We start from the raw sequence: 25,071 nt of genomic DNA, 5'->3' as shown, positions 1-25,071 counted from the left end.
TCAGCCATCCCTCCGCTTTGTCGTGATCAGCAGCGCCAACACCGCGCCCGCGGCGCAGACGATCGACGTGATCAGGAAGATGTCGGTGTACTGCGTGACCAGCGCTTCCTTCAGCTGGGTCGTGTACGCCGCCATCTGCCGCGCGAACTCCGCCTCGTCCATCCCGAACGGCAGCGGCGGGTTCAGGTTCGCCGTCAGGCTGTGGAACCGGTGCAACCCCCACGCCGACAGCGCCGCGACACCCACGAGCATCCCGGTCATCCGCGCGACCACCACACCCGCCGACGCGACCCCGTGCCGCTCAGCCGGAACCACCCGCAGCACCGCCGCCGACAGCGGCGCGATCACCAGCCCGAGCCCGAAACCGGCCACCGCGAGATCGGTGTCCAAAGTGGGCAGTCCCAACACATGCGCCGTCGACTCGACGTCGACGGTCCACCGCGACATCAGCAGATATCCGATCCCCGCGACCAGCATCCCGATGACCGTCACGATCCGGTCCCCGAACCGCGCCGCCGCGAAACCGCCCACGAGCGCGCCGATCGGCAGCGCGATCAAAAAGCGCAGCAGGACGAACACCGCGCCGCTGTCGTCGTCGCCGAGCAGCGACTGGGCGAACAGGTCGACGTTCACCAGCGTCACCATCAGCGCCGCACCGGCCGCCGCGGACACACCGAGCGAGGCCAGGAACGGCCGCATGGCCACCCCAGCCGGGTCGATCAGCTTGGTCCGCGCGCGCCGCTCCCACAGCAGGAACGCCACCAGCGCCACCACCGCCCCGACAAGCATCGCTGGACCCCAGGACGGCAGCACCGCATCGCGCGGGGTCGGGTTGTAGAGGCCGATCACGGCCAGCCCGAGCGTCACCGCGAGCAGCAGCCCGCCGACGACGTCCACCCGCACCGGGTTCTCGGCGCGCTGGTGCGCGGGCACCGTCAGCTGGATCGCCACCATCGCGATCACCGCCAGCGGCACGTTCACCCAGAACACCGCGCGCCACCCGGAGATGTCGGCCCACAGCGGAAGACTCGCCACCGCCACGCCGTACAGCGGCCCCAGCACGCTCCCGAGTTCCTGCGCCCCGCCGACCGCGCCGAGCACGGTCGAGCGTCGGTTCTCGTCCCACAGGTCGGCGGCCAGCGCCATCGTCACCGGCAGCAGCGCTCCGCTCGCGACGCCCTGGATCACGCGCCCGGTGACCAGCACCGTGAGATCACCGGACAACGCGGTGACCACGGAGCCCACCAGGAACCCGAGCAGACACAGCTGCAGCAGCAGTTTGCGGCCGAACCGGTCCGAGGCCTGGCCCAGCAGCGGCATCGCCGCGATGTAGCCCAGCAGGTACCCCGTGACGATCGGGGTGACCTTCTCCAGCCGGTTGATCGGGATCTGCAGGTCCTCGATGATCTGCCGGATCACGCTGACCACCACGTAGGTGTCGAGCGCGCCGAGCAGCACCGCGAGCCCGCCCGCGCCGATCGCGATCGACCGGCCGCGCCCGATGGTCCCCGTCATCCGGCTACGCCGGCGCGGTGATGGTGACCGGCTTGCCCACCTCGGACAGCGTCAGGTCGACCGTGGCCTCGCCGCCGTCGGAGGTGGGCAGCTTCACCGAGGCCTTGACCGGCAGCTTGGTGTCCTCACGCAGCCAGAAGGTGACGTCCACATCGGAGGTCACCCCGGGCACGATCGCCGAGACCACGTCCTGGGCGCCGCGTCCCTTGACCCGGTAGGTCGACACGCCGTCGACGTCTTCCTTGGCCTCGGTCTTCGGGTCCTTGATCTGCGCCAGCACGTTCGCGATGCCCTTGTCGGGATTCAGGATCGCCGACGGGTCGTACAGGTTCGAGGTCAACGCCGCCGGGTACTTCTGGAAGCCGCCGGTGGGTCCCTTGATGTAGAGGGCGTCGTCGATGAGGACGAACTCGCCCTCAATGAGCTGGCCCATGAGGGTCAGCTTGACCGTGCCCTTCGCCGCGCCCGACGGTCCGCCTTCGCGGGTCAGGTCGCCCTCGGCGTTCTGCACGGGGATGGCCGCGACCGTCCCGTTGACCTTCAGGCTGAAGTGCGCGCTGCGGACGTCGCGCGTCGCCGCGGCCGCGTCCTTCATCAGCGTCGCCCCGTCCGGCAGGCTCGCGCCGCCCGGTGCGTCAGTGTCCGAAGTGCACCCAGCGGCGAGGGCCGCGGTGAGCGCGAGGGCCCCAAGGAAGATCCGGCGCGTGACCATGGTGCGCATCGTAGGGCCACCTCGCTGAGACCGTGCCTCAGCCGGTCCGGAACGTCTTTCGGTACGCGAGCGGTGACACACCGACTGCTGTCCGCATGTGCTGGCGCAACGATGTCGCGCTGCGCAGCCCCGACCGTTCGGCCACTTGGTCTATGGGCAAGTCGGTGGTCTCCAGGAGGTGCAGCGCGTGCCGGACGCGCTGCTGGATCAGCCAGGTGCCGGGCGACTCACCGGTCTCCGCGCGGAAATGCCGGGAGAAGGTCCGCACGCTCATCTTCGCGTGGGCGGCGAGCGTGCTCAGCTCCAGCGGCGCGTGCAGCCGGTCGAGCGCCCACGCCCGGGTCGCCGAGACACCGCCTGCGCCGACCGGCAGCGGCCGGTCGATGAACTGCGACTGCCCGCCCTCGCGCCACGGCGGCACCACGCAGTACCGCGCCGCCCGGTTCGCCACCTCGCTGCCGTAGTCGGACCGCACGACATGCAGGCACAGATCGATCCCCGCGCTCAGGCCGGCGGAGGTCAGCACGTCGCTGTCGTCGACGAACAGCACGTCCGGGTCGAGGTGGACCGCCGGATATAGAGCACGGAACTGGTCTACGAAGCGCCAATGGGTCGTCGCGGGACGGCCGTCGAGGATGCCCGCGGCGCCCAGGACGAACGCGCCGGTGCAGATCGACATGACCCGGGTGCCCGGCCGGATCAGGGCGAGCGCGTCGGCCAGCGGACCGGGCAGCGTCCCGTCATGGCGAGGTCCCGGCGCGCGGGTACCCGGCACGATCACCGTGTCCGCCCAGGCCAGGGCTTCGGGGCCGTGGTCGAGCACAGCGGTGAACCCGGCGGTCACCGACACGGGCTTCGCGTCCACACCGCACACCACCACCTCATAGAGCGGCGACCCGTCCGCGTCGACCGAGGCGTTGAAGATCTGCGGCGGGATGCACAGGTCGTAGCCCACCGCCTCTTCGACGGCCAGGACCGCCACTCGATGTGCCATGGCCAGATTCTTTCACATAGTGGCAATCAGGCCACTTGTTCGACGGTCGACGAACCAACAGGCTGTGCCGCGTGACCCAACTGGATATCCGCCCCCGCCTGCACCGGGCCTGGATCGTCGCGGCCGTCGCCTTCGTCGCGCTCGTCGGAGCCGCGGGCTTCCGCGCCGCGCCGAGCGTGCTCATCGACCCGCTGCACCGCGAGTTCGGCTGGTCGACGGCCACCATCTCCGGCGCGGTCTCGATCAACCTCATCCTGTTCGGGCTGGTCTCACCCTTCGCCGCCGCGCTCATGGAACGCCTCGGCATGCGCAAGGTCGTCGCGGGCGCGCTCCTGCTGGTCTCCGCGGGCAGCGGCCTGACGGTGTTCATGACCGAGACCTGGCAGCTCCTGCTGCTCTGGGGTGTCTGCGTCGGCACCGGCACCGGCGCGATGGCCCTCGCCTTCGTCGCCACCGTCACCTCCCGCTGGTTCGTCCAGAAGCAAGGCCTGGTCAGCGGGGTCCTCACCGCCGCGGGCGCGGCCGGGCAGCTCGTCTTCCTGCCCCTCGTCGCCCACCTCGCCGAGGACAGCGGCTGGCGCACCGCGAGCATGACCGTCTCCATCGCCGCGCTCGCCGTCGTCCCGCTGGTGCTGCTGGCCCTGCGCGACAACCCCGCCGACGTCGGCACCACCGCCTACGGAGCGGACCCGCTCGACCCGCCGCCGGTCTCCGCCACCGCCGATCGGACCGCGATGCGCGCGATCACCGTGCTGCGAGGCGCCGCGCGCACCCGGACGTTCTGGCTGCTGGCGGGCGGCTTCGCGATCTGCGGCGCGTCCACGAACGGGCTGATCGGCACCCACTTCGTCCCCGCCGCCCACGACCACGGCATGCCGCCCACCACCGCCGCGGGCCTGCTCGCCCTGGTCGGCATCTTCGACGTCGCGGGCACGATCCTGTCCGGCTGGCTCACCGACAAGGTCAACCCGCGTGTCCTGCTCGCCGTCTACTACAGCCTGCGCGGCGCGTCCCTGCTCGTGCTCCCGCACCTGTTCGCCGCCACGACCGAGCCGCCGATGTGGGCGTTCATCGTCTTCTACGGCCTGGACTGGGTCGCCACCGTGCCGCCCACGGTGGCCCTGTGCAGGCGCGCGTTCGGCGCCGACGGCCCGATCGTGTTCGGCTGGGTATTCGCCTCCCACCAGGTCGGCGCCGCCATCGCCGCGCTCGGCGCCGGACTCACCCGCGACCACCACGGCAGCTACGACCTGGCCTGGTACGTCGCGGGCGGCCTCTGCGCGATCGCGGCTGTGATGTCCATTCGCATCCGGGTCGCTGCCCCCGCGAGCGGCTGAGCACATCTACGCTGCGCCTATGGATCGCCAGCAAGAATTCGTGCTGCGCTCGCTAGAGGAGCGCGACATCCGGTTCGTCCGGCTGTGGTTCACCGACGTTCTCGGTTTCCTGAAGTCGGTGGCCGTGGCACCGGCCGAGCTGGAAGGCGCGTTCGCCGAGGGCATCGGCTTCGACGGCTCGGCGATCGAGGGGTTCTCCCGGGTCTACGAGTCCGACATGATCGCGCGCCCCGACCCGGCCACCTTCCAGGTCCTCCCGTGGGAGACCCCGGAGGGCGAGCCGTACTCGGCGCGCATGTTCTGCGACATCGCGATGCCCGACGGGTCGCCGTCCTGGGCCGACCCGCGCCACGTGCTGCGCCGGACCCTGTCCAAGGCCAGCGAGGCGGGCTTCACCTGCTACGTGCACCCGGAGATCGAGTTCTTCCTGCTCAAGGACATCCCGGTGGACGGCAAGGAGCCGACCCCCGCGGACAACGGCGGCTACTTCGACCAGGCCAGCCACGCCACCGCGACGCACTTCCGCAGGCACGCCATCGAGACCCTCGAGGCGATGGGCATCTCGGTCGAGTTCAGCCACCACGAGGGCGCGCCCGGCCAGCAGGAGATCGACCTGCGCTACGCCGACGCCCTGACCATGGCCGACAACGTCATGACGTTCCGCTACGTGGTCAAGGAGGTCGCGCTCACCCAGGGTGTGTTCGCCTCCTTCATGCCCAAGCCGTTCTCCGACCAGCCCGGCTCCGGCATGCACACCCACGTGAGCCTGTTCGAGGGCGACCGCAACGCGTTCTACGACAGCGAGGACCCGTACCAGCTCTCCGCCACCGGCAAGGCGTTCGTCGCGGGCCTGCTCAAGCACGCCCGGGAGATCTCCGCGATCACCAACCAGTGGGTGAACTCCTATAAGCGGCTCATCGTCGGCGGCGAGGCCCCGACCGCGGTCTGCTGGGGCCACGCCAACCGGTCCGCGCTGGTCAGGGTCCCGATGTACTCGCCAAGCAAGGCGTCGTCGCGCCGGGTGGAGATCCGCTCGCTGGACTCGGCGTGCAACCCGTACCTGGCCTACTCGGTGATCCTCGCCGCCGGCCTCAAGGGTGTCGCCGAGGGCTACGAGTTGCCGCCCGCCGCCGAGGACGACGTCTGGTCGCTGTCGGACGCCGAACGCCGCGCCGCCGGCTACGCCAACCTCCCGCAGAACCTGGGTGAGGCCCTGGTCGAGATGGAGAACTCCGAGCTGCTCGCCGAGACCCTGGGCGAGCACGTCTTCGACTTCTTCCTCCGCAACAAGCGCACCGAATGGGACGCCTACCGCCGCAGCGTCACCCCCTACGAACTCCGCACCCTTCTGCCAGTCTTGTAGATGTGCGTGAACCTGTCGATGAGCCCTGCCCCCCGCAAACCGCACCCAAGGGGAACGTGACGAAAGCTGACCCCGGTGCCCCCAAAACGCACCGTTCCCCGACACGTGACCAACCTTTGAATTCCGGGGAGGCGGTCGAGCCCCCGGTGATCGGCTGCACGGTGGCCGGGTGCGCGGACCTTCCCGCCGCCCGGATCGCCGCGGAGACCTTCCGCCGCCACCACCCCGGCGCCACCTTCGTCACGCTCCTCGTCGACGGCCCCCGCGCCGACGGCGTGATCGTGCCCGCCGACATCGGCATCGGCGCCGACGAACTCGCCGTCCTCGCGACCGGCCACACCGCGCGCGAAGCGTGTGTCGCGCTCCGGCCGCGACTGATGGAGTGGTTGCTCGGCAAGCACGACAGCCCGGTGCTCTACCTCGACCCGTGGGTTCGGGTCTACGCGCCGCTCGTGCCACACCTCGGCGACGCCGCGCTCGCGCTGGTGCCCAAGGTGCTGCGCCCGCTGCCCGCCGACGGTCTGCGCCCCGACGCCGACGCCCTGCGCGCGGCCGGGGTCTACGACGAGGGATTCGTCGTGGTCGCCCACGGAGCCGAACACTTCCTGCACGCCTGGGCCGAGGCCTCCACCGCCGACCCGGACTCCGCGGGCGCGTTCCTCGACGGCGCACCCGCCCTCGTCGACCACCGTGTCCTGCGTGACCCCGGGTTGGGCTTGTCCCGCTGGAACGCCGCCCAACGGCCGCTGGCCCTGACCGCCGACGGCTCGGTGACCTCGGGCGGAGCGTCACTGCGGTCGGTCAACTTCGCCGGCTTCGACCCGACCCGGCCCTGGCTGCTCAGCGCCGACATCGCCGACCACCAGCGGGTCCTGCTCTCCGAACACCCGCTGCTCAACCGCGTCTGCGCGGAGTACGCGAGCGAACTGGGCGAAGCGCCCGAGCCCACGGTCCGCTTCGGCGCGCTCGCCGACGGCACCGCGTTCCCGCCGTCGCTGCGGTCCGCGTACCGGCGAGCCAGGACCGGACGGGACAAACCGCCCGCCGCGGGCGCCGACCCGGCGGGCTTCCTGCGCTGGGCCTGCGCGCCCGACCCCGAACTGCCGCGCTGGGCGGTCGCCCTGTGGCGCGACGACACGGAACCGCGCGAACGCTTCGCCGACCCGTTCGGCGCCGACGCCGTGGCCTTCCGCGACTGGTGCGCCACCGACGCCGTCCTCACCGGCAGGCTCCACCCCCGCGCCGTCCCCGGCCAGTCCGAGGTGGCGCTCGTCGACCAGATCGGTGTCTCCGTGCTCGGCGCCGGACCGCTGGCCGACCGGGTCCGGCTGGCCGCCGGAGCCTCCGGGCTGCCCACGTCCGACCAACCCGTGTACCCAGTGGTGCTCGCCTGCGAAGGCACGTCCGGGATACCCCTGCAGCGGCACGTCATCGTGGTGCGCGACGAGTTCGGCCCAGTCCCGCCGCGCGCCGACGAACGCTGGCTGGCCTGGCCCGCGTCCGCCCCGGCCCCGGACGGCGTCGCCACCCACACCGTGCCACTCCCGGCCGTCGACCCGGGTGCCCGCGACGACGGCGCCAAGGAGGACGCTCGGGCCAAGCTCGGTCTCGACGCGGCGCCGGTCTTCGTCGCCCTCGCCGACCACGCCGACGACCTCATCGCGGCGTTCGCGGCGGCGTTCGGCGACCGGGCCGATGTCCGGCTGCTCCTGCTCGTGCCCGAATCGCGGGCCAGGACCGAGACCATCGAGCGGCTTCGGTCCGCAGCCGCGGGCAATGGCCGCGTCCGGCTGGTCACCGAGGCGTTCGACCGCGCGGTCGATGCCGCGGACTGGGCGATCTCGCTGCACGAACCGGGCTGCGCGGACACCGCGAAGGTCAACGCCTGGCTCACCGAGACCTCGCTGCGGGGTGTCCCGCTCATCACGATCTCCGGGGGAGTGGGGGCGGACCTGCTCGGCGCCGACGGCTGCGTCGCGCTGCCCACCGACGAGTTCGCCGCCGACACGATGATCGCCGGTGCCATCCGCGACCTCGCCGACGATCACGCCACGGCCGACAAGGTCGGCTCGGCCGCCCGGACGTCCCTGCTCGACAACCTCGCGCTCGCCGTCACCGGCGCCGCCGTGCGCAGGCGCATCGAACTGGCCTACCGCAGCTGGCGGGCGGGCCGCGCGGTCGCCGGGGCCGCCGACGACGACCCGCTGCGCGCGCTCCGGGCCGCCCGGCACGCCCTGCTGCGCAGGCCCGACGCCGACGTCGGGCACCGGATCCCGATGGCGCCGCAGCTGCGCCGGGCCGTGCTGCGCGTGCTCAACCACTACGACCAGCACCTGACATCGGTCCTCAACTCGCTCATCGACGGGGTCGAGCGGACCGCGGTCGAACTGGTCGAACGCCAGGAGAAGCTGGCCACCGCGGGCGCGGGCCACGACATCGACCTGCTGCGCGCCGACCTCGACCTGATGGTCGAACGCGGGGCGCACCTGTCCAAACAGGTCTCCGCGAACGGTGAAGAGGTCGTGCGGCTGCGCGGTGAGGTCAGCCGGGGGACCAGGGCGGTCAAGGAGCTGTCCACCCAGGTGCGGGAGACCCCGCCGCCGACGGTGGACCCCGAGCACCTGCGCGCGCTCACCGACATGCTGGCGGCAGGGCAGGCCCGAATCGACGCCCTGGAGACCAAGCTCAACGAGCGCCTCGGGGAGCGCGACAGCAAGGTCGCGATGAGCACCTGGTCCTCGGACCAAGCCCTCCGGGCCACCGACGCGCTGCGCAGAGTCGTTGTGCGACAACACGAACGGGTGATTCCGGCGGAGTTGGCCGACGTGCCGACCTCGCTCGTCCTGTGCGACGCGGGCTTGCTCCGGCTGCCCGCGCACGACGCGGTGATGTCCCCGGTGCTGTCGAGCAACGGGGTCTGGGAGCCGGACATCGCGGAGCTGATCGACTCGCTCATCGAGCCCGACAGCGTCTTCCTCGACATCGGCGCCTACGTCGGCTACCACGCGATCCGGGTGCTCGGCAGGCTCGGCACCAGTGGCACGGTCGCCGTCGTCGAACCGGCTGGGGATGCCGTGAAACTGTTGCGGCACAACGTTTCCGAGAACGTCAGCGCCGCCGTGGCCGAACGCCTCGTGGTGCTCGAGGGAGCGGCATGGGACAGCCAGTCTCCGCTGGTGGGGACCCCTGCGGCGGGTGGTGGGCTGGCCATCGGGCCACAAGATCCACAAAAAGTGATCACCACCACATCAGGTGAATATCCGATCGCGGGCGTTCGGCTGGACCGCGAGCTCGACGGACTGGAAGCCACCCGCGAACAGCGCCTGTCGGTCGTGAAAGTCGACGTTCCGGGCCGCGGACACCGCGCTTTGGGGGGTCTCGTGCGCCGGCTGCGCAAGGACCGACCGCACGTCGTGGTGGCTATCGATGGCGCTCTGACCAGGGAATATGGGGACGAGCCCGGCGTGGTCCTGCGGGAGTTCCGCACGTGGGGCTACGAGTTGGTGCGGCTGGGCGAAGAGCGAGCGGTGAAGGTCGAGGATGTGGTCGACGAGGTGCTCACCGGACAGGTGCGCACACTGTGGCTGCGACCCTCCACAAGCCGCTGACCAGCCGATTTGACTTTGCGATCAGCTACCGCGTAACTTTCTCCATGTCGCACGGAGCGCCGGACAGACCAGGACGCAAGAGCCTGGCGGGGACGGAGCGGAAGAAAGCTTCTGGTAGGTTTCAGGAGCCGGACACCACCGGGTCGAGCGGGTTGACACCGCGAATCGAACCGGGTAAAGTTCTGCGGCGTTGCCTGAACCGGAATCCCTGCAAGGATCACTAGATCCCGCATGGGTCCGATGCAGACACAAAACTTATTTAGCAATACCAGCCTCTGATGCTGTCGCTCCTTACGGGGTGGTTATTCGGATGTGCGTGTGTTGTTTGAGAACTCAACAGTGTGCCGATTTAAGCCAGTAGAGCTTAAATATAGAACCCCTTTAGTGGGTTCCTTTGAGATGAATTGATGCCAGTTTTGGTGTCTTTTTGTCAGGTTGTCAAACATTCATTATTGGAGAGTTTGATCCTGGCTCAGGACGAACGCTGGCGGCGTGCTTAACACATGCAAGTCGAGCGGTAAGGCCCTTCGGGGTACACGAGCGGCGAACGGGTGAGTAACACGTGGGTAATCTGCCCTGCACTCTGGGATAAGCCCGGGAAACTGGGTCTAATACCGGATATGACCACTTCACGCATGTGTTGTGGTGGAAAGTTCCGGCGGTGCAGGATGAACCCGCGGCCTATCAGCTTGTTGGTGGGGTAATGGCCTACCAAGGCGACGACGGGTAGCCGGCCTGAGAGGGCGACCGGCCACACTGGGACTGAGACACGGCCCAGACTCCTACGGGAGGCAGCAGTGGGGAATATTGCACAATGGGCGAAAGCCTGATGCAGCGACGCCGCGTGAGGGATGACGGCCTTCGGGTTGTAAACCTCTTTCAGCAGGGACGAAGCGCAAGTGACGGTACCTGCAGAAGAAGCACCGGCTAACTACGTGCCAGCAGCCGCGGTAATACGTAGGGTGCGAGCGTTGTCCGGAATTATTGGGCGTAAAGAGCTCGTAGGCGGTTTGTTGCGTCGGCCGTGAAAACCTGGGGCTTAACCCTGGGCCTGCGGTCGATACGGGCAGACTTGAGTTCGGTAGGGGAGACTGGAATTCCTGGTGTAGCGGTGAAATGCGCAGATATCAGGAGGAACACCGGTGGCGAAGGCGGGTCTCTGGGCCGATACTGACGCTGAGGAGCGAAAGCGTGGGGAGCGAACAGGATTAGATACCCTGGTAGTCCACGCCGTAAACGGTGGGTGCTAGGTGTGGGGAACATTCCACGTTCTCCGTGCCGTAGCTAACGCATTAAGCACCCCGCCTGGGGAGTACGGCCGCAAGGCTAAAACTCAAAGGAATTGACGGGGGCCCGCACAAGCGGCGGAGCATGTGGATTAATTCGATGCAACGCGAAGAACCTTACCTAGGCTTGACATGGACCGGAAACCTGCAGAGATGTAGGCCCCCTTGTGGTCGGTTCACAGGTGGTGCATGGCTGTCGTCAGCTCGTGTCGTGAGATGTTGGGTTAAGTCCCGCAACGAGCGCAACCCTCGTTCTATGTTGCCAGCGCGTAATGGCGGGGACTCATAGGAGACTGCCGGGGTCAACTCGGAGGAAGGTGGGGATGACGTCAAGTCATCATGCCCCTTATGTCTAGGGCTTCACACATGCTACAATGGCCGGTACAGAGGGCTGCGAGACCGCGAGGTGGAGCGAATCCCTTAAAGCCGGTCTCAGTTCGGATCGGGGTCTGCAACTCGACCCCGTGAAGTCGGAGTCGCTAGTAATCGCAGATCAGCAACGCTGCGGTGAATACGTTCCCGGGCCTTGTACACACCGCCCGTCACGTCACGAAAGTCGGTAACACCCGAAGCCCATGGCCCAACTGCTTGCAGAGGGAGTGGTCGAAGGTGGGACTGGCGATTGGGACGAAGTCGTAACAAGGTAGCCGTACCGGAAGGTGCGGCTGGATCACCTCCTTTCTAAGGAGCATCTGACCCGCGGACCACTTGTGGTTCGTGTGGGAGGGCCATGCTGCCAGCGAATGCCTGGTGGGTGGTTGCTCATTCGCTGTGGAACTACTGGACGAGCTGAGACTCGCGGCGCCGGTCATCCGGTTAGTACTGCACATCCGTAAGGGTGCGCGTGGAACGCTGAGGACCGGGGTTGTGGAGTGGATGTGTGTCGGCACACTGTTGGGTCCTGAGACAACACCCGTTGTGGGGTTGTCCTCTGGTCAGGGCCACCGCAAAGAACAAACCGTGGAAGCGGAAGCTTCGGTAGGTGTTCTTGAGATTGTGGTGGGTTTCTGGTTGGTGTTTGAGAACTGCACAGTGGATGCGAGCATCTTTGTAGCAAGATATTAAGGGCATACGGTGGATGTCTAGGCATCAGGAGCCGATGAAGGACGTAGGAGGCTGCGATAAGCCTCGGGGAGCTGTCAACCGAGCTGAGATCCGAGGATGTCCGAATGGGGAAACCCGGCATCAGTCATGTGGTGTCACCCGCACCTGAATCTATAGGGTGTGTGGAGGGAACGCGGGGAAGTGAAACATCTCAGTACCCGTAGGAAGAGAAAACAACCGTGATTCCGTGAGTAGTGGCGAGCGAAAGCGGATGAGGCTAAACCGGATACGTGTGATACCCGGCAGGGGTTGCGTGTTCGGGGTCGTGGGACCTTTCTAACAGATCTGCCGGTCTGTTGAGGAGTTAGAAAACACTTGGGTTAGTGGAACGTTGCTGGAAAGCGCGACCGTAGAGGGTGAGAGTCCCGTACGTGAAAACCCGGTGTCTCCTGAGAGTGTTCCCAAGTAGCAGCGAGCTCGTGAAATTTGCTGTGAATCTGGCGGGACCACCCGCTAAGCCTAAATACTTCCTGATGACCGATAGCGGACTAGTACCGTGAGGGAAAGATGAAAAGTACCCCGGGAGGGGAGTGAAAGAGTACCTGAAACCGTGTGCCTACAAGCCGTCAGAGCCTTTCGGGGTGATGGCGTGCCTTTTGAAGAATGAGCCTGCGAGTTAGTGCTGCGTGGCGAGGTTAACCCGTGTGGGGTAGCCGTAGCGAAAGCGAGTCTGAATAGGGCGCTTGAGTCGCGTGGTCTAGACCCGAAGCGGAGTGATCTACCCATGGCCAGGGTGAAGCGACGGTAAGACGTCGTGGAGGCCCGAACCCACTTAGGTTGAAAACTGAGGGGATGAGCTGTGGGTAGGGGTGAAAGGCCAATCAAACTCCGTGATAGCTGGTTCTCCCCGAAATGCATTTAGGTGCAGCGTCGCATGTTTCACGCCGGGGGTAGAGCACTGGATGGTCTAGGGGGCCTACAAGCTTACCGAAATCAACCAAACTCCGAATACCGGTGTGTTAGAGTGCGGCAGTGAGACTGCGGGCGATAAGGTTCGTAGTCGAGAGGGAAACAGCCCAGAACACCAGCTAAGGCCCCTAAGTGTGTGCTAAGTGGGAAAGGATGTGGGGTCGCCCAGACAACCAGGAGGTTGGCTTAGAAGCAGCCACCCTTGAAAGAGTGCGTAATAGCTCACTGGTCAAGTGGTCCTGCGCCGACAATGTAGCGGGGCTTAAGCACACCGCCGAAGCTGTGTCATTCACACAATACATCCACCGTGTCTTTCGGGATTCGGTGCAGTGGTGTGGATGGGTAGGGGAGCGTCGTGCAGCCATGGAAGCGCCGGAGTGATCCAGGTGTGGAGGCTGTGCGAGTGAGAATGCAGGCATGAGTAGCGAAAGAAGAGTGAGAAACTCTTCCGCCGGATGACCAAGGGTTCCTGGGCCAGGCTAATCCGCCCAGGGTAAGTCGGGACCTAAGGCGAGGCCGACAGGCGTAGTCGATGGACAACGGGTTGATATTCCCGTACCCGTGTGGACGCGTCCCTGGTGAGCTCGGTGATACTAACCGCCCAAAGCGAGTCTGGTCTTCGGACCGGGTGAGTGGAGCGCGGGACCTGATCCGGTAGTAGCCAAACGATGGGGTGACGCAGGAGGGTAGCTCCGCCAGCAGTTGGTGTCTGGTGTAAGCGTGTAGGCCGGTTGATAGGCAAATCCGTCAACCGTTAAGGCTGAGACGTGATGCATAGCCGAATGAGGCGAAGTAGAGTGATCCCATGCTGCCGAGAAAAGCCTCTAGTGAGTTTCCACGCGGCCCGTACCCCAAACCGACACAGGTGGTCAGGTAGAGAATACCAAGGCGATCGGGTGAACTATGGTTAAGGAACTCGGCAAAATGCCCCCGTAACTTCGGGAGAAGGGGGGCCACAGCGCTTGAAGCCTCTTGCAGGCTAGGGCGAGGTGGCCGCAGAGACCAGCGAGAAGCGACTGTTTACTAAAAACACAGGTCCGTGCGAAGTCGCAAGACGATGTATACGGACTGACGCCTGCCCGGTGCTGGAACGTTAAGAGGACCGGTTAGTCCTTCGGGGCGAAGCTGAGAATTTAAGCGCCAGTAAACGGCGGTGGTAACTATAACCATCCTAAGGTAGCGAAATTCCTTGTCGGGTAAGTTCCGACCTGCACGAATGGCGTAACGACTTCTCGACTGTCTCAACCATAGGCCCGGCGAAATTGCACTACGAGTAAAGATGCTCGTTACGCGCGGCAGGACGGAAAGACCCCGGGACCTTTACTATAGCTTGGTATTGGTGCTTGGTTCGGTTTGTGTAGGATAGGTGGGAGACTGTGAAGCCCTCACGCCAGTGTGGGTGGAGTCAATCTTGAAATACCACTCTGATCGTACTGAGTGTCTAACTTCGGACCGTGATCCGGTTCAGGGACAGTGCCTGGTGGGTAGTTTAACTGGGGCGGTTGCCTCCCAAAGGGTAACGGAGGCGCCCAAAGGTTCCCTCAGCCTGGTTGGCAATCAGGTGTCGAGTGCAAGTGCACAAGGGAGCTTGACTGTGAGACTGACAGGTCGAGCAGGGACGAAAGTCGGGACTAGTGATCCGGCGCTGGCTGGTGGAAGCGGCGTCGCTCAACGGATAAAAGGTACCCCGGGGATAACAGGCTGATCTTGCCCAAGAGTCCATATCGACGGCATGGTTTGGCACCTCGATGTCGGCTCGTCGCATCCTGGGGCTGGAGTAGGTCCCAAGGGTTGGGCTGTTCGCCCATTAAAGCGGTACGCGAGCTGGGTTTAGAACGTCGTGAGACAGTTCGGTCCCTATCCGCCGCGCGCGCAGGAGACTTGAGGAAGGCTGTCCCTAGTACGAGAGGACCGGGACGGACGAACCTCTGGTGTGCCAGTTGTCCCGCCAGGGGCATGGCTGGTTGGCTACGTTCGGAAGGGATAACCGCTGAAGGCATCTAAGCGGGAAGCCTGTTCCAAGATGAGGTCTCCCACCCCCTTTGAGGGGTTAAGGCCCCCAGCAGACCACTGGGTTGATAGGCCGGAAATGGAAGCCCAGTAATGGGTGGAGTTGACCGGTACTAATAGGCCGAGGGCTTGCTACAAACATGCTACGCATCCACTGTGCGGTGTCTGAGACACCAACCACCCCACCACCACAACACCTACGTGTGTTCTGGGTTGGTGGGTTGAGGTTGACAGTTTCATAGAGTTACGGCGGTCATAGCGGCAGGGAAACGCCCGGTCCCATCCCGAACCCGGAAGCTAAGCCTGCCAGCGCCGATGGTACTGCACTCGTGAGGGTGTGGGAGAGTAGGACGCCGCCGGACAAAAGTTGCAGGGTGCCCCTGTATTCGCAGAACACGCGAATACAGGGGCACTTTTGCGTTCGTTTCTGGGGGGCGACCCCCCAGACCCCCACGGTGCGATCGGTGGCCATCCCGGCCATACCCAGTATTTCGGGCTCGCGCTGCGCGCTTCGGAGTATGTAACCAATCGCTGGGTCGCCCACGGTGCGATCGGTGACCATTCCAGCCCTACCGATCCGCTACCGATATTCGGTCGCCGCATTTTTCTTCGCGGGGCACGATGGGCAGCATGACGATTCAGCGCCACGAGGATGCCGAGCAGTTCTGGAACACGGCCAAGGCACTGTTTCTTCAGGATCCGGTGCGGCACACCGTGGCGATCACCGTGATCAGCCAGCTCATCGAAGTGCCCGACAGCTACCGCGACTCCCTGATGCTCACCGTGCACGGCACCGACGGAAGCCTGCTCGGCGCGATGTTCTGTACAGCGCCCTGGCCGCTCTCGGTATCCGCGCTGCCGGTCGAGACGCATGCCGAGGTCGTGGATTACCTGTTGGCCGAAGGCATCGAGGTCACCGGCTCCGGCGGACCCCGCGATGTCGCGGACCCGTTCACCGAAACGTGGATCGCGGCCTCGGGCCAAACCATCGAGCAGACAATCCCGATGCGCCTGTATCACTTGGGCGAACTGGAAATGCCCGCCAACGTCGCCGGTGAGTTTCGGCTGACGGGCGAAGCGGACGTGTCGACGGTCGGGGGCTGGTGGGAGGACTTCTTCGCGGAAGCCACCCACGGTGGTAACCCCGAATCGGGTGAACATGACGTGCGCAAGGCCCTCGAATTCGGTCGGGCGATCGGGCTTTGGACCGACAACGACGAGCCGGGATCCTTCGCCGCGGCTTCTCCTCCGCGAGCTGGAATGAGCCGGATCGGTCCCGTCTACACGCCCGCGGACAAGCGAGGGCGCGGGTACGGGGCGGCGGTCACCGCGCATGTCGCGAAGTGGGCGGTCGACCAGGGCGCGGAGCATGTCCTGCTGTTCACGGACCTGGACAACCCGACGTCGAATTCCATCTATCAGCGCATCGGGTTCCGGCCGGTCTTCGATGCCGTGGAGTACGTGTTAGCGGACCGGCATACTCTCGAAGCGTGACGCCCGTAACCATCCTCGTCCTGCAGCTCGCCGACAACGACCCGCCCGGACAGCTCGCCGAATGGCTGACCGACGCCGGTGCCGATGTCCGAATCGCGCACCCGTACCGCGAGAAATTCGACGGGGACCTCGACGACTACCAAGCTGTGGTCTGCCTCGGCGGGCAGATGGGCGCCTACGACGTCATCGACCACCCGTGGCTCGCCGACGTGCGGTCCCTGCTCGCGACCTGCGTGACCAAGCAGACCCCGCTCCTCGCGATCTGCCTTGGCGCGCAGCTGCTCGCCGTGGCCATGGGCGGCCAGGTCGAGACCGGTGACAACGGTCCGGAGATCGGCCCCGGCCTCATCGCCAAGCGCGACCTCGCGTGGACGGACCCGCTGTTCGCCGACCTTCCCCTGATGCCGGACGTCGTGCAGTTCCACCACGACACTGTCTCCCGGCTCCCGAACTCCGCGGTGCTGCTCGCCTCGTCGACGCGGTACCCGCACCAGGCGTTCCGCATCGGCCAGGCCTACGGCATCCAGTTCCACATCGAGACCACGCCTGAGATCGTCCAGGCGTGGGCCAATGCCGACCCGGAAGGCGCCGAGCAGGCCCGCCCGGGCGACCTGGAGCCGGAGCGCCTGGTTGAACTGCACGACGACGTCGAGGAGGTCTGGCGGCCGTTCACCGAGCGGTTCGTGAAGCTCGCCCGCGGCGAGCTGACACCGGTCGAGCCCGCCCGCCCGCAGCTCCCCATGATCTGACGACATGGCCGACCGCGCCCGCTCCATCTCGTCCGCCGCCCGCTTCGGTCTGACCGAGAGCCGAGCGGAGGACGAACTGCGCGCCGCCGGACTCTGGGGTGACACGGGCCCGGTCAGCGAGCACGAAGTGACCTTGACGGCCCTGTCGCGTACCCCCGACCCGGACCTCGCACTGCGCGGCCTCGACCGCGTGCGCACCCTTGATCCTGAATCCTGGCCGGAGTTGCGCGCGGCACTGACCGTCGACCGCAGGCTGCGCGGCAGGCTGCTGTCCGTGCTGGGTTCGTCCACCGCGCTGTCGGACTTCGTCGCGGTGCGGACCGGGGAATGGCGCAGGCTGCGGGAGTCCGGGACGGATGCCGCCGGCTATACCGACACGCTGCTCGCCGCTGTCAACGCGCCCATGACCGGTGGGGCGCAGGGGCCGGTGGCGGCGTTGCGCGGCGCGGAAGCCGTGCGGGCGCTCAAGTTCGCCTACCGCGGGCTCATCCTGGAACTCGCCGCGGACGACCTGGGGCACCTGGTCGAACCCGCCCTTGAGGAACCGTCCTACGAGCAGGTCGCGGGCAAGCTCAGCGACCTGGCCGAAGCCGCGTTGCGGGCTGCGCTGGCCGTCGCGTGGGCGGAGAACGGTGGTGTCGAGGCGCAGGAACGCGCTCAGCTCGCGGTGATCGCCATGGGCAAGTGCGGCGGCCACGAGCTGAACTACGTCAGCGACGTCGACGTGGTCTTCGCCGGCGAAGGCGACACCACCCTGACGACCCGGGTGGCCAGCGCGATGATGCGCGTGGCGACCGAGGCGTGCTTCGAGGTCGACGCCGCGCTGCGCCCGGAAGGCAAGGCGGGCGCGCTGGTCCGCACCATCGACGGCCATGAGGCCTACTACAAGCGCTGGGCCCGGACCTGGGAGTTCCAGGCGCTGCTCAAGGCACGGCCGATCGCGGGCGACGCCGATCTCGGGCGCGCATATGTCGACGCGGTCAGCCCGATGGTGTGGATCGCCGCCGACCGGGACAACTTCGTCGCCGACGTCCAAGCCATGCGCCGCCGGGTCGAGGACCACGTGCCCTCGCAGTTGCTGGAGCGGGAACTCAAGCTGGGCCGGGGTGGGCTGCGTGACGTCGAGTTCGCGGTGCAGCTGCTGCAACTCGTGCACGGCCGCACCGATGAGTCACTGCGTCTCGGATCCACTGTGGACGCTTTGGCCGCGCTCGGCGCGGGTGGCTACGTCGGCCGGTCGGACGCGGTGGAACTGGCCGACTCATACCGGTTCCTCCGCACCCTGGAACACCGGCTGCAGCTGCAGCGGCTGCGCCGCACCCACCTGTTCCCGGCTGAAGCCGACACCGCCGACCTGCGCTGGCTGGCCCGCGCGGCGGGCGTCGGCCCGGATCGGGGCCGCTCGGCCGCCCAGGTCCTCGTCGCCGAGTTCCGGGCGCACGGCAACAAGATTCGCAGGCTGCACGAGAAGCTGTTCTACCGCCCGCTGCTCGCGGCGGTGTCCCGGGTGCCGACGGACGCGTTGCGGCTCAACGAGAAGCAGGCGGCGGCGCGGCTCGCCGCTCTCGGCTACACCTCGCCGGACGGTGCGCTGCAGCACATCAAGGCCCTCACCGCCGGGGTGTCCCGCCGTGCGGCCATCCAGACCGCGCTGCTGCCGGTCCTGCTCGACCTGCTCGGCGCGACGGCCGACCCGGACGGTGGATTGCTGGCCTACCGCAAGGTTTCCGAGGCGCTGGCGGCCACCCCGTGGTACTTGCGCGTGCTGCGCGACGAAGGCGCGGTGGTGCAGCGGCTGGCCAGGCTGCTGGGCACGTCCAAGCTCGTGCCCGACCTGATCGTGCGCGCCCCCGAGGTGCTGCGGCTGCTCAGCGACCCGAAAGCGTTGACCGACCGCGACCCGGCCGAGGTCGCCACGTCGCTGCGCAACGCGGTGAATCGGCACAGCTACCTGGGGAACGCGGTCACCGCCGCGCGATCCCTGCGCAGGCACGAGGTCCTGCGCGTGGCGTGCGCGGACCTGTTGGGGTTCATGGACGTCATGTCGGTCTGCGAGGCGCTGTCGAGTGTGTGGAGCGCGGTCCTGCAGGCCACCCTGGCCGCGGTCGACCGGTCGGAGGCGGCGGCCGCGGGCAGTCACCCGGCGACCATCGCCGTCATCGGCATGGGCAGGCTCGGTGGCGCGGAACTGGGCTACGGTTCGGACGCGGACGTCATGTTCGTCTGTGAGCCCGCCCCCGGAGTGTCCGATTCGGACGCCCTGCGCTACGCGAGCCGGGTCGCCCAGAGCGTCCGCAAGCTGTTGGGTTCGCCGAGCCAGGACCCGCCGCTGCAGGTCGACGTCGACCTGCGGCCGGAGGGCAGGCAGGGCCCGATCGTGCGGACGCTGGAGTCGTACCGGACGTACTACAAGCAGTGGAGCGAGGTCTGGGAGGCCCAAGCCCTGCTCCGCGCCCGCCCGGTCGCGGGGGACGAGGACCTCGGGGCACGGTTCATCGAGATGATCGACCCGGTGCGCTACCCGCAGGGCGGCCTGGATGCCGCCCAGGTAAGGGAAATCCGGCGCATCAAGGCCAGAGTGGACACTGAACGCCTACCCCGCGGTGCCGACCCCACGACCCACACCAAACTGGGCCGCGGCGGCCTCGCGGACGTCGAGTGGACCCTGCAGCTGATCCAGCTGCGCCACGCGCACGCCCACCCGGCGTTGCGCACACCGTCCACAATGGACGGCCTCACCGCCGCCGAGGCGGCAGGCTTGATCACCTCGGCTGACACGGCCGCGCTGCGCGAAGCCTGGCTCCTGGCGACCCAGGTCCGCAACGCGGCCACGTTGGTCCGCGGCAAACAGACCGACCAGGTCCCCACCATGGGCCGCGAACTGGCCGCCGTCGCCGCCGCCCTGGGCCACCCCTCGGACGCCGACGCCGGAGCCTTCCTCGACTCCTACCGCCGCACCACCCGCCGCGCCCGCGCGGTGATAGAACACGTCTTCTACGACGACTGATCCCGCAGGCACGGACGAACTCACCCGGCGGTCACACACATGAGGACCGCCGGGTGTGAACACCACCTCAACGTGAAAGCGATCGTCCGGCGCGGGCGGCCAAACCCCCGCCCACCTCGGGGGGACGTCCCTTGGCCAGTCTATCGGGGAGGGGTGTCGGAAACTGGGTGTGCGGGGTCGGTTGTGGACAACCCGTGTTCATGTGGATAAGGCTGAGGCGCTGGTCACGACCATGGGTGGACTGTCGGGGGCGGACCTTAAAGTCGAGGCATGAGCTGGAAAATCCGCATCCCGGTGCGTTCCTACGAGCTCGACACCCTCGGCCACCTCAACCACGCCGTGTACCACCAGTACGGCGAGGTCGCCCGGGTCGAGGGGTTCGCCGCCGCGGGCTGTCAGTGGGGTGACTTCGTGACGCGCTCCGTGGCGCCGGTGCTGCTGTCCTCGACGATCAACTTCCGGCGTGAGGTCCGCGGGGGTGAGCAGGTCGACGTGACCTGTGTGGTCAAGTTCGGCGCGGGCAAGACGTTCAACACCGACTCGGTGATCCTCAAGCTCGACGGCACCGTCGCCGCGGAGATCACCTGTGTGCTCGGCATGATGGACCTCAAGGAACGCAAGCTGGTCCCAGACCCGTTGGCGACGCTCACGGAATTCGGCTTCGACCCGACCGCGCTGTCCGACTAGCCGCGCCGTCCGGTGAGGAGTGCGGCGCCGGGAGGCGCCGCCCGTCCGTCATGCCATCACTTCGCCGACCTCGACTTCCACGACGACGTCCGCGCGCCGCAGCAACTCGGCGGCGAGAGCGGGGGACTGCAGGTCGTCGGGTCCGTACACCGGAACGTCGAGGCCGGCCTGCGCCTCGCGCACCGCGAGGGGTGACGCGGTCAGCAGACCGCTCACCGCCAGCACCGGGTGGTTCGCCGCCCGCAGGCGCTGCACCCCATACAGGGCACCGGAAGAGTCGGCCGCGGCGAACAGCACGCCATCGGTGATCCGGCGGATCTCCGGCCGGTCGAGCAGCTGCGCGGTCTCCGGCTGCAGCAGACCGTCGGCGATCTCCAGGACGATCGCGTCGACGCCGCGGGCCATCAGGTGGCCGTGGAGCAGCAGCGAACTGGCCACCAGCCGGTCCAGTGGGATGCGGAACGTCGTGGACATCCCCGCGTCGGTGAAGTCGAGGGCCACGATCGCGCCGGAGTCGCGGAACAGCCACGGGTCGCCGCCCGCCGCGGTGCCGGTGACCTTCGCCGCGCCGACCCGCAGACCCGAGCGGGACAGGCCGTGGACCAGGGACGCGACGGTCGTCGTCTTGCCCGAGTTCATCGAGGTGCCCACGACGATGAACGTCGGCGGCTTGCGCAGGGCCAGCAGCGGCGGCGCGCCGAGGCTCAGGTCGGACACGTTGAGCACGCGTCCCGACTGGTCGCCGACCAGGCCCAGCGGGCGCACGGTCGTCGGCGCGCTGACCGCGGCGTTGCGGCTGCGGACCTTGCCGAGCACGCCGCCCGCCGCGACCAGGTCGCAGGCGCCCAGGTCGTCGGGCAGTTCGGCTTCGAAGTGGTCGGGGGCGTACCGCGCGCCGTAGGCGACGAGGATTTCATCGCCGACGTAGAGCTTGGCCTTGCGGCCGTCGGTCAGCTCCAGCAGCGTGTGGTAGCCGAGCTTGGTGACCTCGGCGAGCACGAGATCACCGTGTTTTGGCTGATCATCGCCTTGATGGACGAGGGTCAGCGGCGCGTCGCGATCGAGATTTCGCACCGAGTAGGCCGCCTTGAGGCGATCGACGCGTGCGGGATCAAGGGATGCGAACATGGCGGTTCCTCGTCGATAGCGTGGAGGCGCCCGATCGAGAGCCGATCGGACGTTATAGCGCGGCAGCGTAAGGCCTGCTTGCCGCGCAAGGGAATCCCACACGAGATCTCGATTCGGGAAACACTCCCGTAACCGGGACTGCATCCCAGGTCGCCATCAATCTTCCACCCTTTCGGGTGGTGCCCTCAAGACGTGAAACGGGGCGGCGGTCGGGTTTCCCCACAACCGCCGCCCCGAGTCAGGACGGGATCAGCCGATCACACGTCGTAGAACTGCTCCGGCGTGTCGCTGACTGGGTCTTTGTGCGCGCCACCCTGTTTGACCAGGTGATTTGTGGTTGTTGGATCAAGAAGACGTTGTTGTGACTACTCGCGGGGGAACATGTTGAGCCATAGCTGGGTTACGTGGGCGACGGCTTGGGGCTTGACCCCGGATGTTGGACACGGGGTTATGCGGCTTGATTCAGCGTAGCCGGTGTCGGGTGGCGGCTGTTCTCGTAGTCGATCGGGGACATCTGTCCGAGGTGGGAGTGGCGTCGTCGGGTGTTGTAGCGGTGCAGCCAGCCGAAGGCGGCCAGCCGCGCATCGCGTTCGCTGGCCCAGTTCTGTGCGCCTTGCAGGGTTTCGCGTTTGAACGAGGCGTTGAGGCTTTCCGCGGCGGCGTTGTCCGCCGAGCTGCCGACCGCGCCCATGGACTGGATCACCCCGGCCTGATGGCAGGCCTCGGCGAAGGCCCGAGAGGTGTATTGGGCTCCGTGGTCGGCGTGGAAGATCGCCCCGGCCAGGCTGCCCCGGGTGCGCTGGGCCGCCCGTAGTGCGTCGATGACCAGCTCGGTGCGCATGTGATCGGCGATGGCCCACCCGGCCAGCCTGCGCGAGCACAGGTCCATCACGGTCGCCAGGTAGCAGAACGTGCCGTCGGCGATCGGTAGGTAGGTGATGTCGCCGACGTACCTGGTGTTCGGCGTTTCGGCGGTGAAGTCCCGTCCGAGCAGGTCCGGCGCCTTGGCCACGGCGGGGTCGCCGATGGTGGTGCGATGTCGGCGGCGCAGCCGCAGACCGGCCAGGCCGATACCGCGCATGACCCGGGCGACCCGCTTGTGGTTGACCTGGTGCCCTGCCTCGCGCAACTCGGCGGTGACCCGGGGGACACCGTAGGTGCCCGCCGAGTCACGGTGAATCGTGCGGATGCGCGCGGCCAACCGATCGTCGGCGGTGGCGCGGGCCGCGCGGTCGGGCGCGGTGGCTTTCCAGTGGTAATAGCTGGACCGGGCGATCCCGATGACCTGACATAACCGCTTCACGCCGTAAAGGCGCTGATGGTCGGCGACGAACTGGAAGCGGTTCACCAGCGCGTCTCCCCGGCGAAATACTTGGCCGCCTTGCGCAGGATGTCGCGTTCCTCCTCCAGTTCGCGGATCCGCTTGCGCAGCAAGGTGTTCTCGTTGTCCGCCGAACCCGACGGCGACACCGTCGCCGTCGCCGGTGCTCCGGTGCGCTGCCCGTCATCGAGCCGAATCCAGCTGCGCAGCGTCTCGTGGTTGATCCCGAGGTCCTCGGCCACGGACTTGATCGTCGCGCCCGGCCGAGACCGGTACAACGCGACCGCCTCGGCCTTGAACTCCGGCGGATAGTGCTTCATCACCATCTGTGCGGGACTCCTGTCCACCCGGACCGTCAGGATCCAAGTGTGTCTGGTGTCCAACATCCGGGGTCAAGGCCCCTTCGAGGTACGGCGGGATTCCTGTGCCGTGGCCGGCAGCAAGTCGCCGGTAGCGGTCTGGCCACGACTCTGGCAGCTGCGGAGGTCGTCCGGCGGTTCGGTGTTGTTGCGTTCCAGCCATACGGATCGGACGGCGATTGCCGTTTGCTCCGGTACGAGCAGGCCATGTTCGAGCAGGATGTTGAGGTCGACTAGGTCGCGGACCCGCGAGTTCTCACGTTCCCCGAAGTCACGGAGCATGCCATGGAGCTTCTCTGCCGCGTGTCGGTGGATGTCGATCGCTTCGACCTCAACTGCTGGGATACCGGCGAAGGCCAAAGAGCTGGGTATGGCGAGCATGTCGGTGGCATGACGTTCATGAGTCCTGGGAGACACGTCGAGTTGGATGCGCCCGAAAGGCTTGTCAGCCAGTTGCGCGCTGACTTTGGCCCGCCAGGTGGGGAATCCGCCGCTGTCATCGCGTAGCCGTTCCGGCGGGCTGGCGGTGAAGATGAAGTAGTCATGGTCGAGGTCGATGGCGAGGATGTCGATAAGTCGCTCGTGGAGGTCTGGCGCGCTGTTGACGTCATCGCGCAGGCCGAGATCGACATCCTTGGTCAGGCGGGCATCGTCGCGTAGACGAAACCTCAAGTGCCATGCCGCCTTTGAGTACCCATTGCCCCGGCTCGGCCGCTTGGATGCGGGCGATGACGCGTTCGAACATCACCCGTCGGCGTAGCCGGTCCAGGCTGACTCCGGTCTCGGCGGATTGTGCGAGTAGGCGTTGCTCCAACGCGGTGCGTAGTGCCTGCGCCGATTGGTAGGTCACGGTGTCTCCGCTTGTTGGATCGCGCGTTCGATGTAGAGCGCGGCGCGGGGATCAAGGGTTTCGGCGCGGGCGCGGAGGCGGCGAGTGGTGACGAGACCGGCGCGACGCGCCTCGTCGATGGCGCGGGCGAGTTGGTCCTCATCGGCAGCGTTGGCGGCGATATCGATGAGCGTTCGCAGTGGAGTGGTCACCCGGTATCCGGAGCGTTCGGAGATGTCATTGGTGGGAAGCTCGGCGAAGTGGAGCGCCACGGCTTCGTCGCGCATGGTGAACCCGGGTGGAACCGTCAGATGGACATACCGTGATTCGAACTCGCCGATGCCATGCACGGCCATGGCCGACTCGTGTGACACGATCGCTCGTCCTCGTGACCACAGGGTCCAGCGAGCGAGCTCATCATGTGCGCCCGGAACCCACTCAACGAGGCGGAACAGGCCGCGATCAACGCGCAACCAGTTACCGGCTCCAACGTGATGGGCCTGCGCCTGGTGAGAGTAGCCAAGTGACTTCGCCTGCGCGGCCGTGAAGTGGCCGCCCTGCTGGGCGGCGAACTCGAAAAGCCGTCGACGGAGGTCGCGTCGATCAATAGCCACGAGCCGATCCTACAGTAGAACTTTAGTTCTAGCCTCGCTCGGACA

The 25,071-nt window shown here is 66.9% G+C and carries 14 protein-coding genes and 3 rRNA genes; 10 read left to right on the top strand and 7 right to left on the bottom strand.

Annotation, left to right across the window (positions count from 1 at the left end):
• Genes ACUZ2Y_RS14275 through ACUZ2Y_RS14265 form a run of 3 tightly spaced genes read right to left on the bottom strand, consistent with a single transcriptional unit; the run spans nucleotide 1 to nucleotide 3,221 of the window.
• Nucleotides 1–1,515: an MFS transporter gene (locus tag ACUZ2Y_RS14275; RefSeq protein ID WP_476331066.1), complete on the bottom strand. Its 1,515-nt coding sequence runs from the start codon at nucleotides 1,513–1,515 to the stop codon at nucleotides 1–3.
• 4 nt (nucleotides 1,516–1,519) lie between these two features.
• Nucleotides 1,520–2,236, bottom strand: coding sequence for an LppX_LprAFG lipoprotein (locus ACUZ2Y_RS14270; RefSeq protein ID WP_476331063.1), 717 nt, complete (start codon nucleotides 2,234–2,236; stop codon nucleotides 1,520–1,522).
• A 28-nt stretch (nucleotides 2,237–2,264) separates the two neighbouring features.
• Nucleotides 2,265–3,221, bottom strand: a complete 957-nt coding sequence (locus tag ACUZ2Y_RS14265; RefSeq protein WP_476331061.1) for a GlxA family transcriptional regulator — start codon at nucleotides 3,219–3,221, stop codon at nucleotides 2,265–2,267.
• A 71-nt stretch (nucleotides 3,222–3,292) separates the two neighbouring features.
• Here ACUZ2Y_RS14265 and ACUZ2Y_RS14260 point away from each other — a divergent pair, with 71 nt between their 5' ends.
• The 10 genes from ACUZ2Y_RS14260 (at nucleotide 3,293) to ACUZ2Y_RS14215 (ending at nucleotide 20,775) form a co-directional block, all read left to right on the top strand.
• Entirely contained in the window at nucleotides 3,293–4,558 is a 1,266-nt protein-coding gene (locus ACUZ2Y_RS14260) for an MFS transporter (protein WP_476331058.1), read from the top strand.
• Between the two features lie 19 nt (nucleotides 4,559–4,577).
• The gene (glnA, locus tag ACUZ2Y_RS14255) at nucleotides 4,578–5,921 is read left to right on the top strand and encodes a type I glutamate--ammonia ligase (protein ID WP_476331055.1); all 1,344 of its coding nucleotides are present in this window, start codon (nucleotides 4,578–4,580) and stop codon (nucleotides 5,919–5,921) included.
• A gap of 116 nt (nucleotides 5,922–6,037) precedes the next feature.
• Nucleotides 6,038–9,529, top strand: coding sequence for an FkbM family methyltransferase (locus ACUZ2Y_RS14250; RefSeq protein WP_476331052.1), 3,492 nt, complete (start codon nucleotides 6,038–6,040; stop codon nucleotides 9,527–9,529).
• Nucleotides 9,530–9,978: 449 nt separating this feature from the next.
• A 16S ribosomal RNA gene (locus ACUZ2Y_RS14245) occupies nucleotides 9,979–11,496 on the top strand.
• A gap of 370 nt (nucleotides 11,497–11,866) precedes the next feature.
• Nucleotides 11,867–14,975, top strand: a 23S ribosomal RNA gene (locus ACUZ2Y_RS14240).
• 108 nt (nucleotides 14,976–15,083) lie between these two features.
• A 5S ribosomal RNA gene (gene rrf, locus ACUZ2Y_RS14235) occupies nucleotides 15,084–15,200 on the top strand.
• Together the 16S, 23S and 5S rRNA genes form the textbook arrangement of a ribosomal RNA operon.
• Nucleotides 15,201–15,459: 259 nt before the next feature.
• A complete protein-coding gene (locus ACUZ2Y_RS14230; protein WP_476331050.1) occupies nucleotides 15,460–16,332 on the top strand; it encodes a GNAT family N-acetyltransferase in 873 nt (290 codons plus the stop codon).
• Nucleotides 16,329–17,081, top strand: coding sequence for a type 1 glutamine amidotransferase (locus ACUZ2Y_RS14225; RefSeq protein WP_476331047.1), 753 nt, complete (start codon nucleotides 16,329–16,331; stop codon nucleotides 17,079–17,081). The genes ACUZ2Y_RS14230 and ACUZ2Y_RS14225 overlap by 4 nt, the downstream gene beginning before the upstream one ends.
• Nucleotides 17,082–17,085: 4 nt before the next feature.
• On the top strand, nucleotides 17,086–20,088 hold the full coding sequence (locus tag ACUZ2Y_RS14220; protein WP_476331044.1) for a bifunctional [glutamine synthetase] adenylyltransferase/[glutamine synthetase]-adenylyl-L-tyrosine phosphorylase: 3,003 nt from the start codon (nucleotides 17,086–17,088) through the stop codon (nucleotides 20,086–20,088).
• A gap of 270 nt (nucleotides 20,089–20,358) precedes the next feature.
• Entirely contained in the window at nucleotides 20,359–20,775 is a 417-nt protein-coding gene (locus tag ACUZ2Y_RS14215) for an acyl-CoA thioesterase (protein ID WP_476331041.1), read from the top strand.
• A 48-nt stretch (nucleotides 20,776–20,823) separates the two neighbouring features.
• Here ACUZ2Y_RS14215 and ACUZ2Y_RS14210 read toward each other — a convergent pair whose 3' ends face one another.
• From ACUZ2Y_RS14210 to ACUZ2Y_RS14195, 4 genes are all read right to left on the bottom strand, one after another.
• On the bottom strand, nucleotides 20,824–21,903 hold the full coding sequence (locus tag ACUZ2Y_RS14210; protein WP_476331038.1) for a P-loop NTPase family protein: 1,080 nt from the start codon (nucleotides 21,901–21,903) through the stop codon (nucleotides 20,824–20,826).
• Between the two features lie 448 nt (nucleotides 21,904–22,351).
• Nucleotides 22,352–23,550 (bottom strand): IS3 family transposase gene (locus ACUZ2Y_RS14205; protein WP_476327507.1). Its coding sequence is split into 2 segments (ribosomal slippage): nucleotides 22,352–23,268 and nucleotides 23,268–23,550, totalling 1,200 coding nucleotides; the frame shifts between segments, so codons are not numbered across the junction.
• A 66-nt stretch (nucleotides 23,551–23,616) separates the two neighbouring features.
• Nucleotides 23,617–24,255 (bottom strand): nucleotidyl transferase AbiEii/AbiGii toxin family protein, encoded by a 639-nt coding sequence (locus ACUZ2Y_RS14200; RefSeq protein ID WP_476331035.1) that lies wholly within the window; start codon nucleotides 24,253–24,255, stop codon nucleotides 23,617–23,619.
• Nucleotides 24,256–24,429: 174 nt separating this feature from the next.
• Nucleotides 24,430–25,026 carry a type IV toxin-antitoxin system AbiEi family antitoxin domain-containing protein gene (locus tag ACUZ2Y_RS14195; RefSeq protein ID WP_476331032.1) on the bottom strand — a complete coding sequence of 199 codons (597 nt, stop codon included), beginning with the start codon at nucleotides 25,024–25,026 and terminating at the stop codon, nucleotides 24,430–24,432.
• Between the last annotated feature and the right edge of the window lie 45 nt (nucleotides 25,027–25,071).

This window comes from Actinokineospora sp. UV203 (assembly GCF_056323665.1).
Note: the sequence above shows the minus strand (reverse complement) of the source record. Positions and strands in the feature narration are given on the sequence as shown.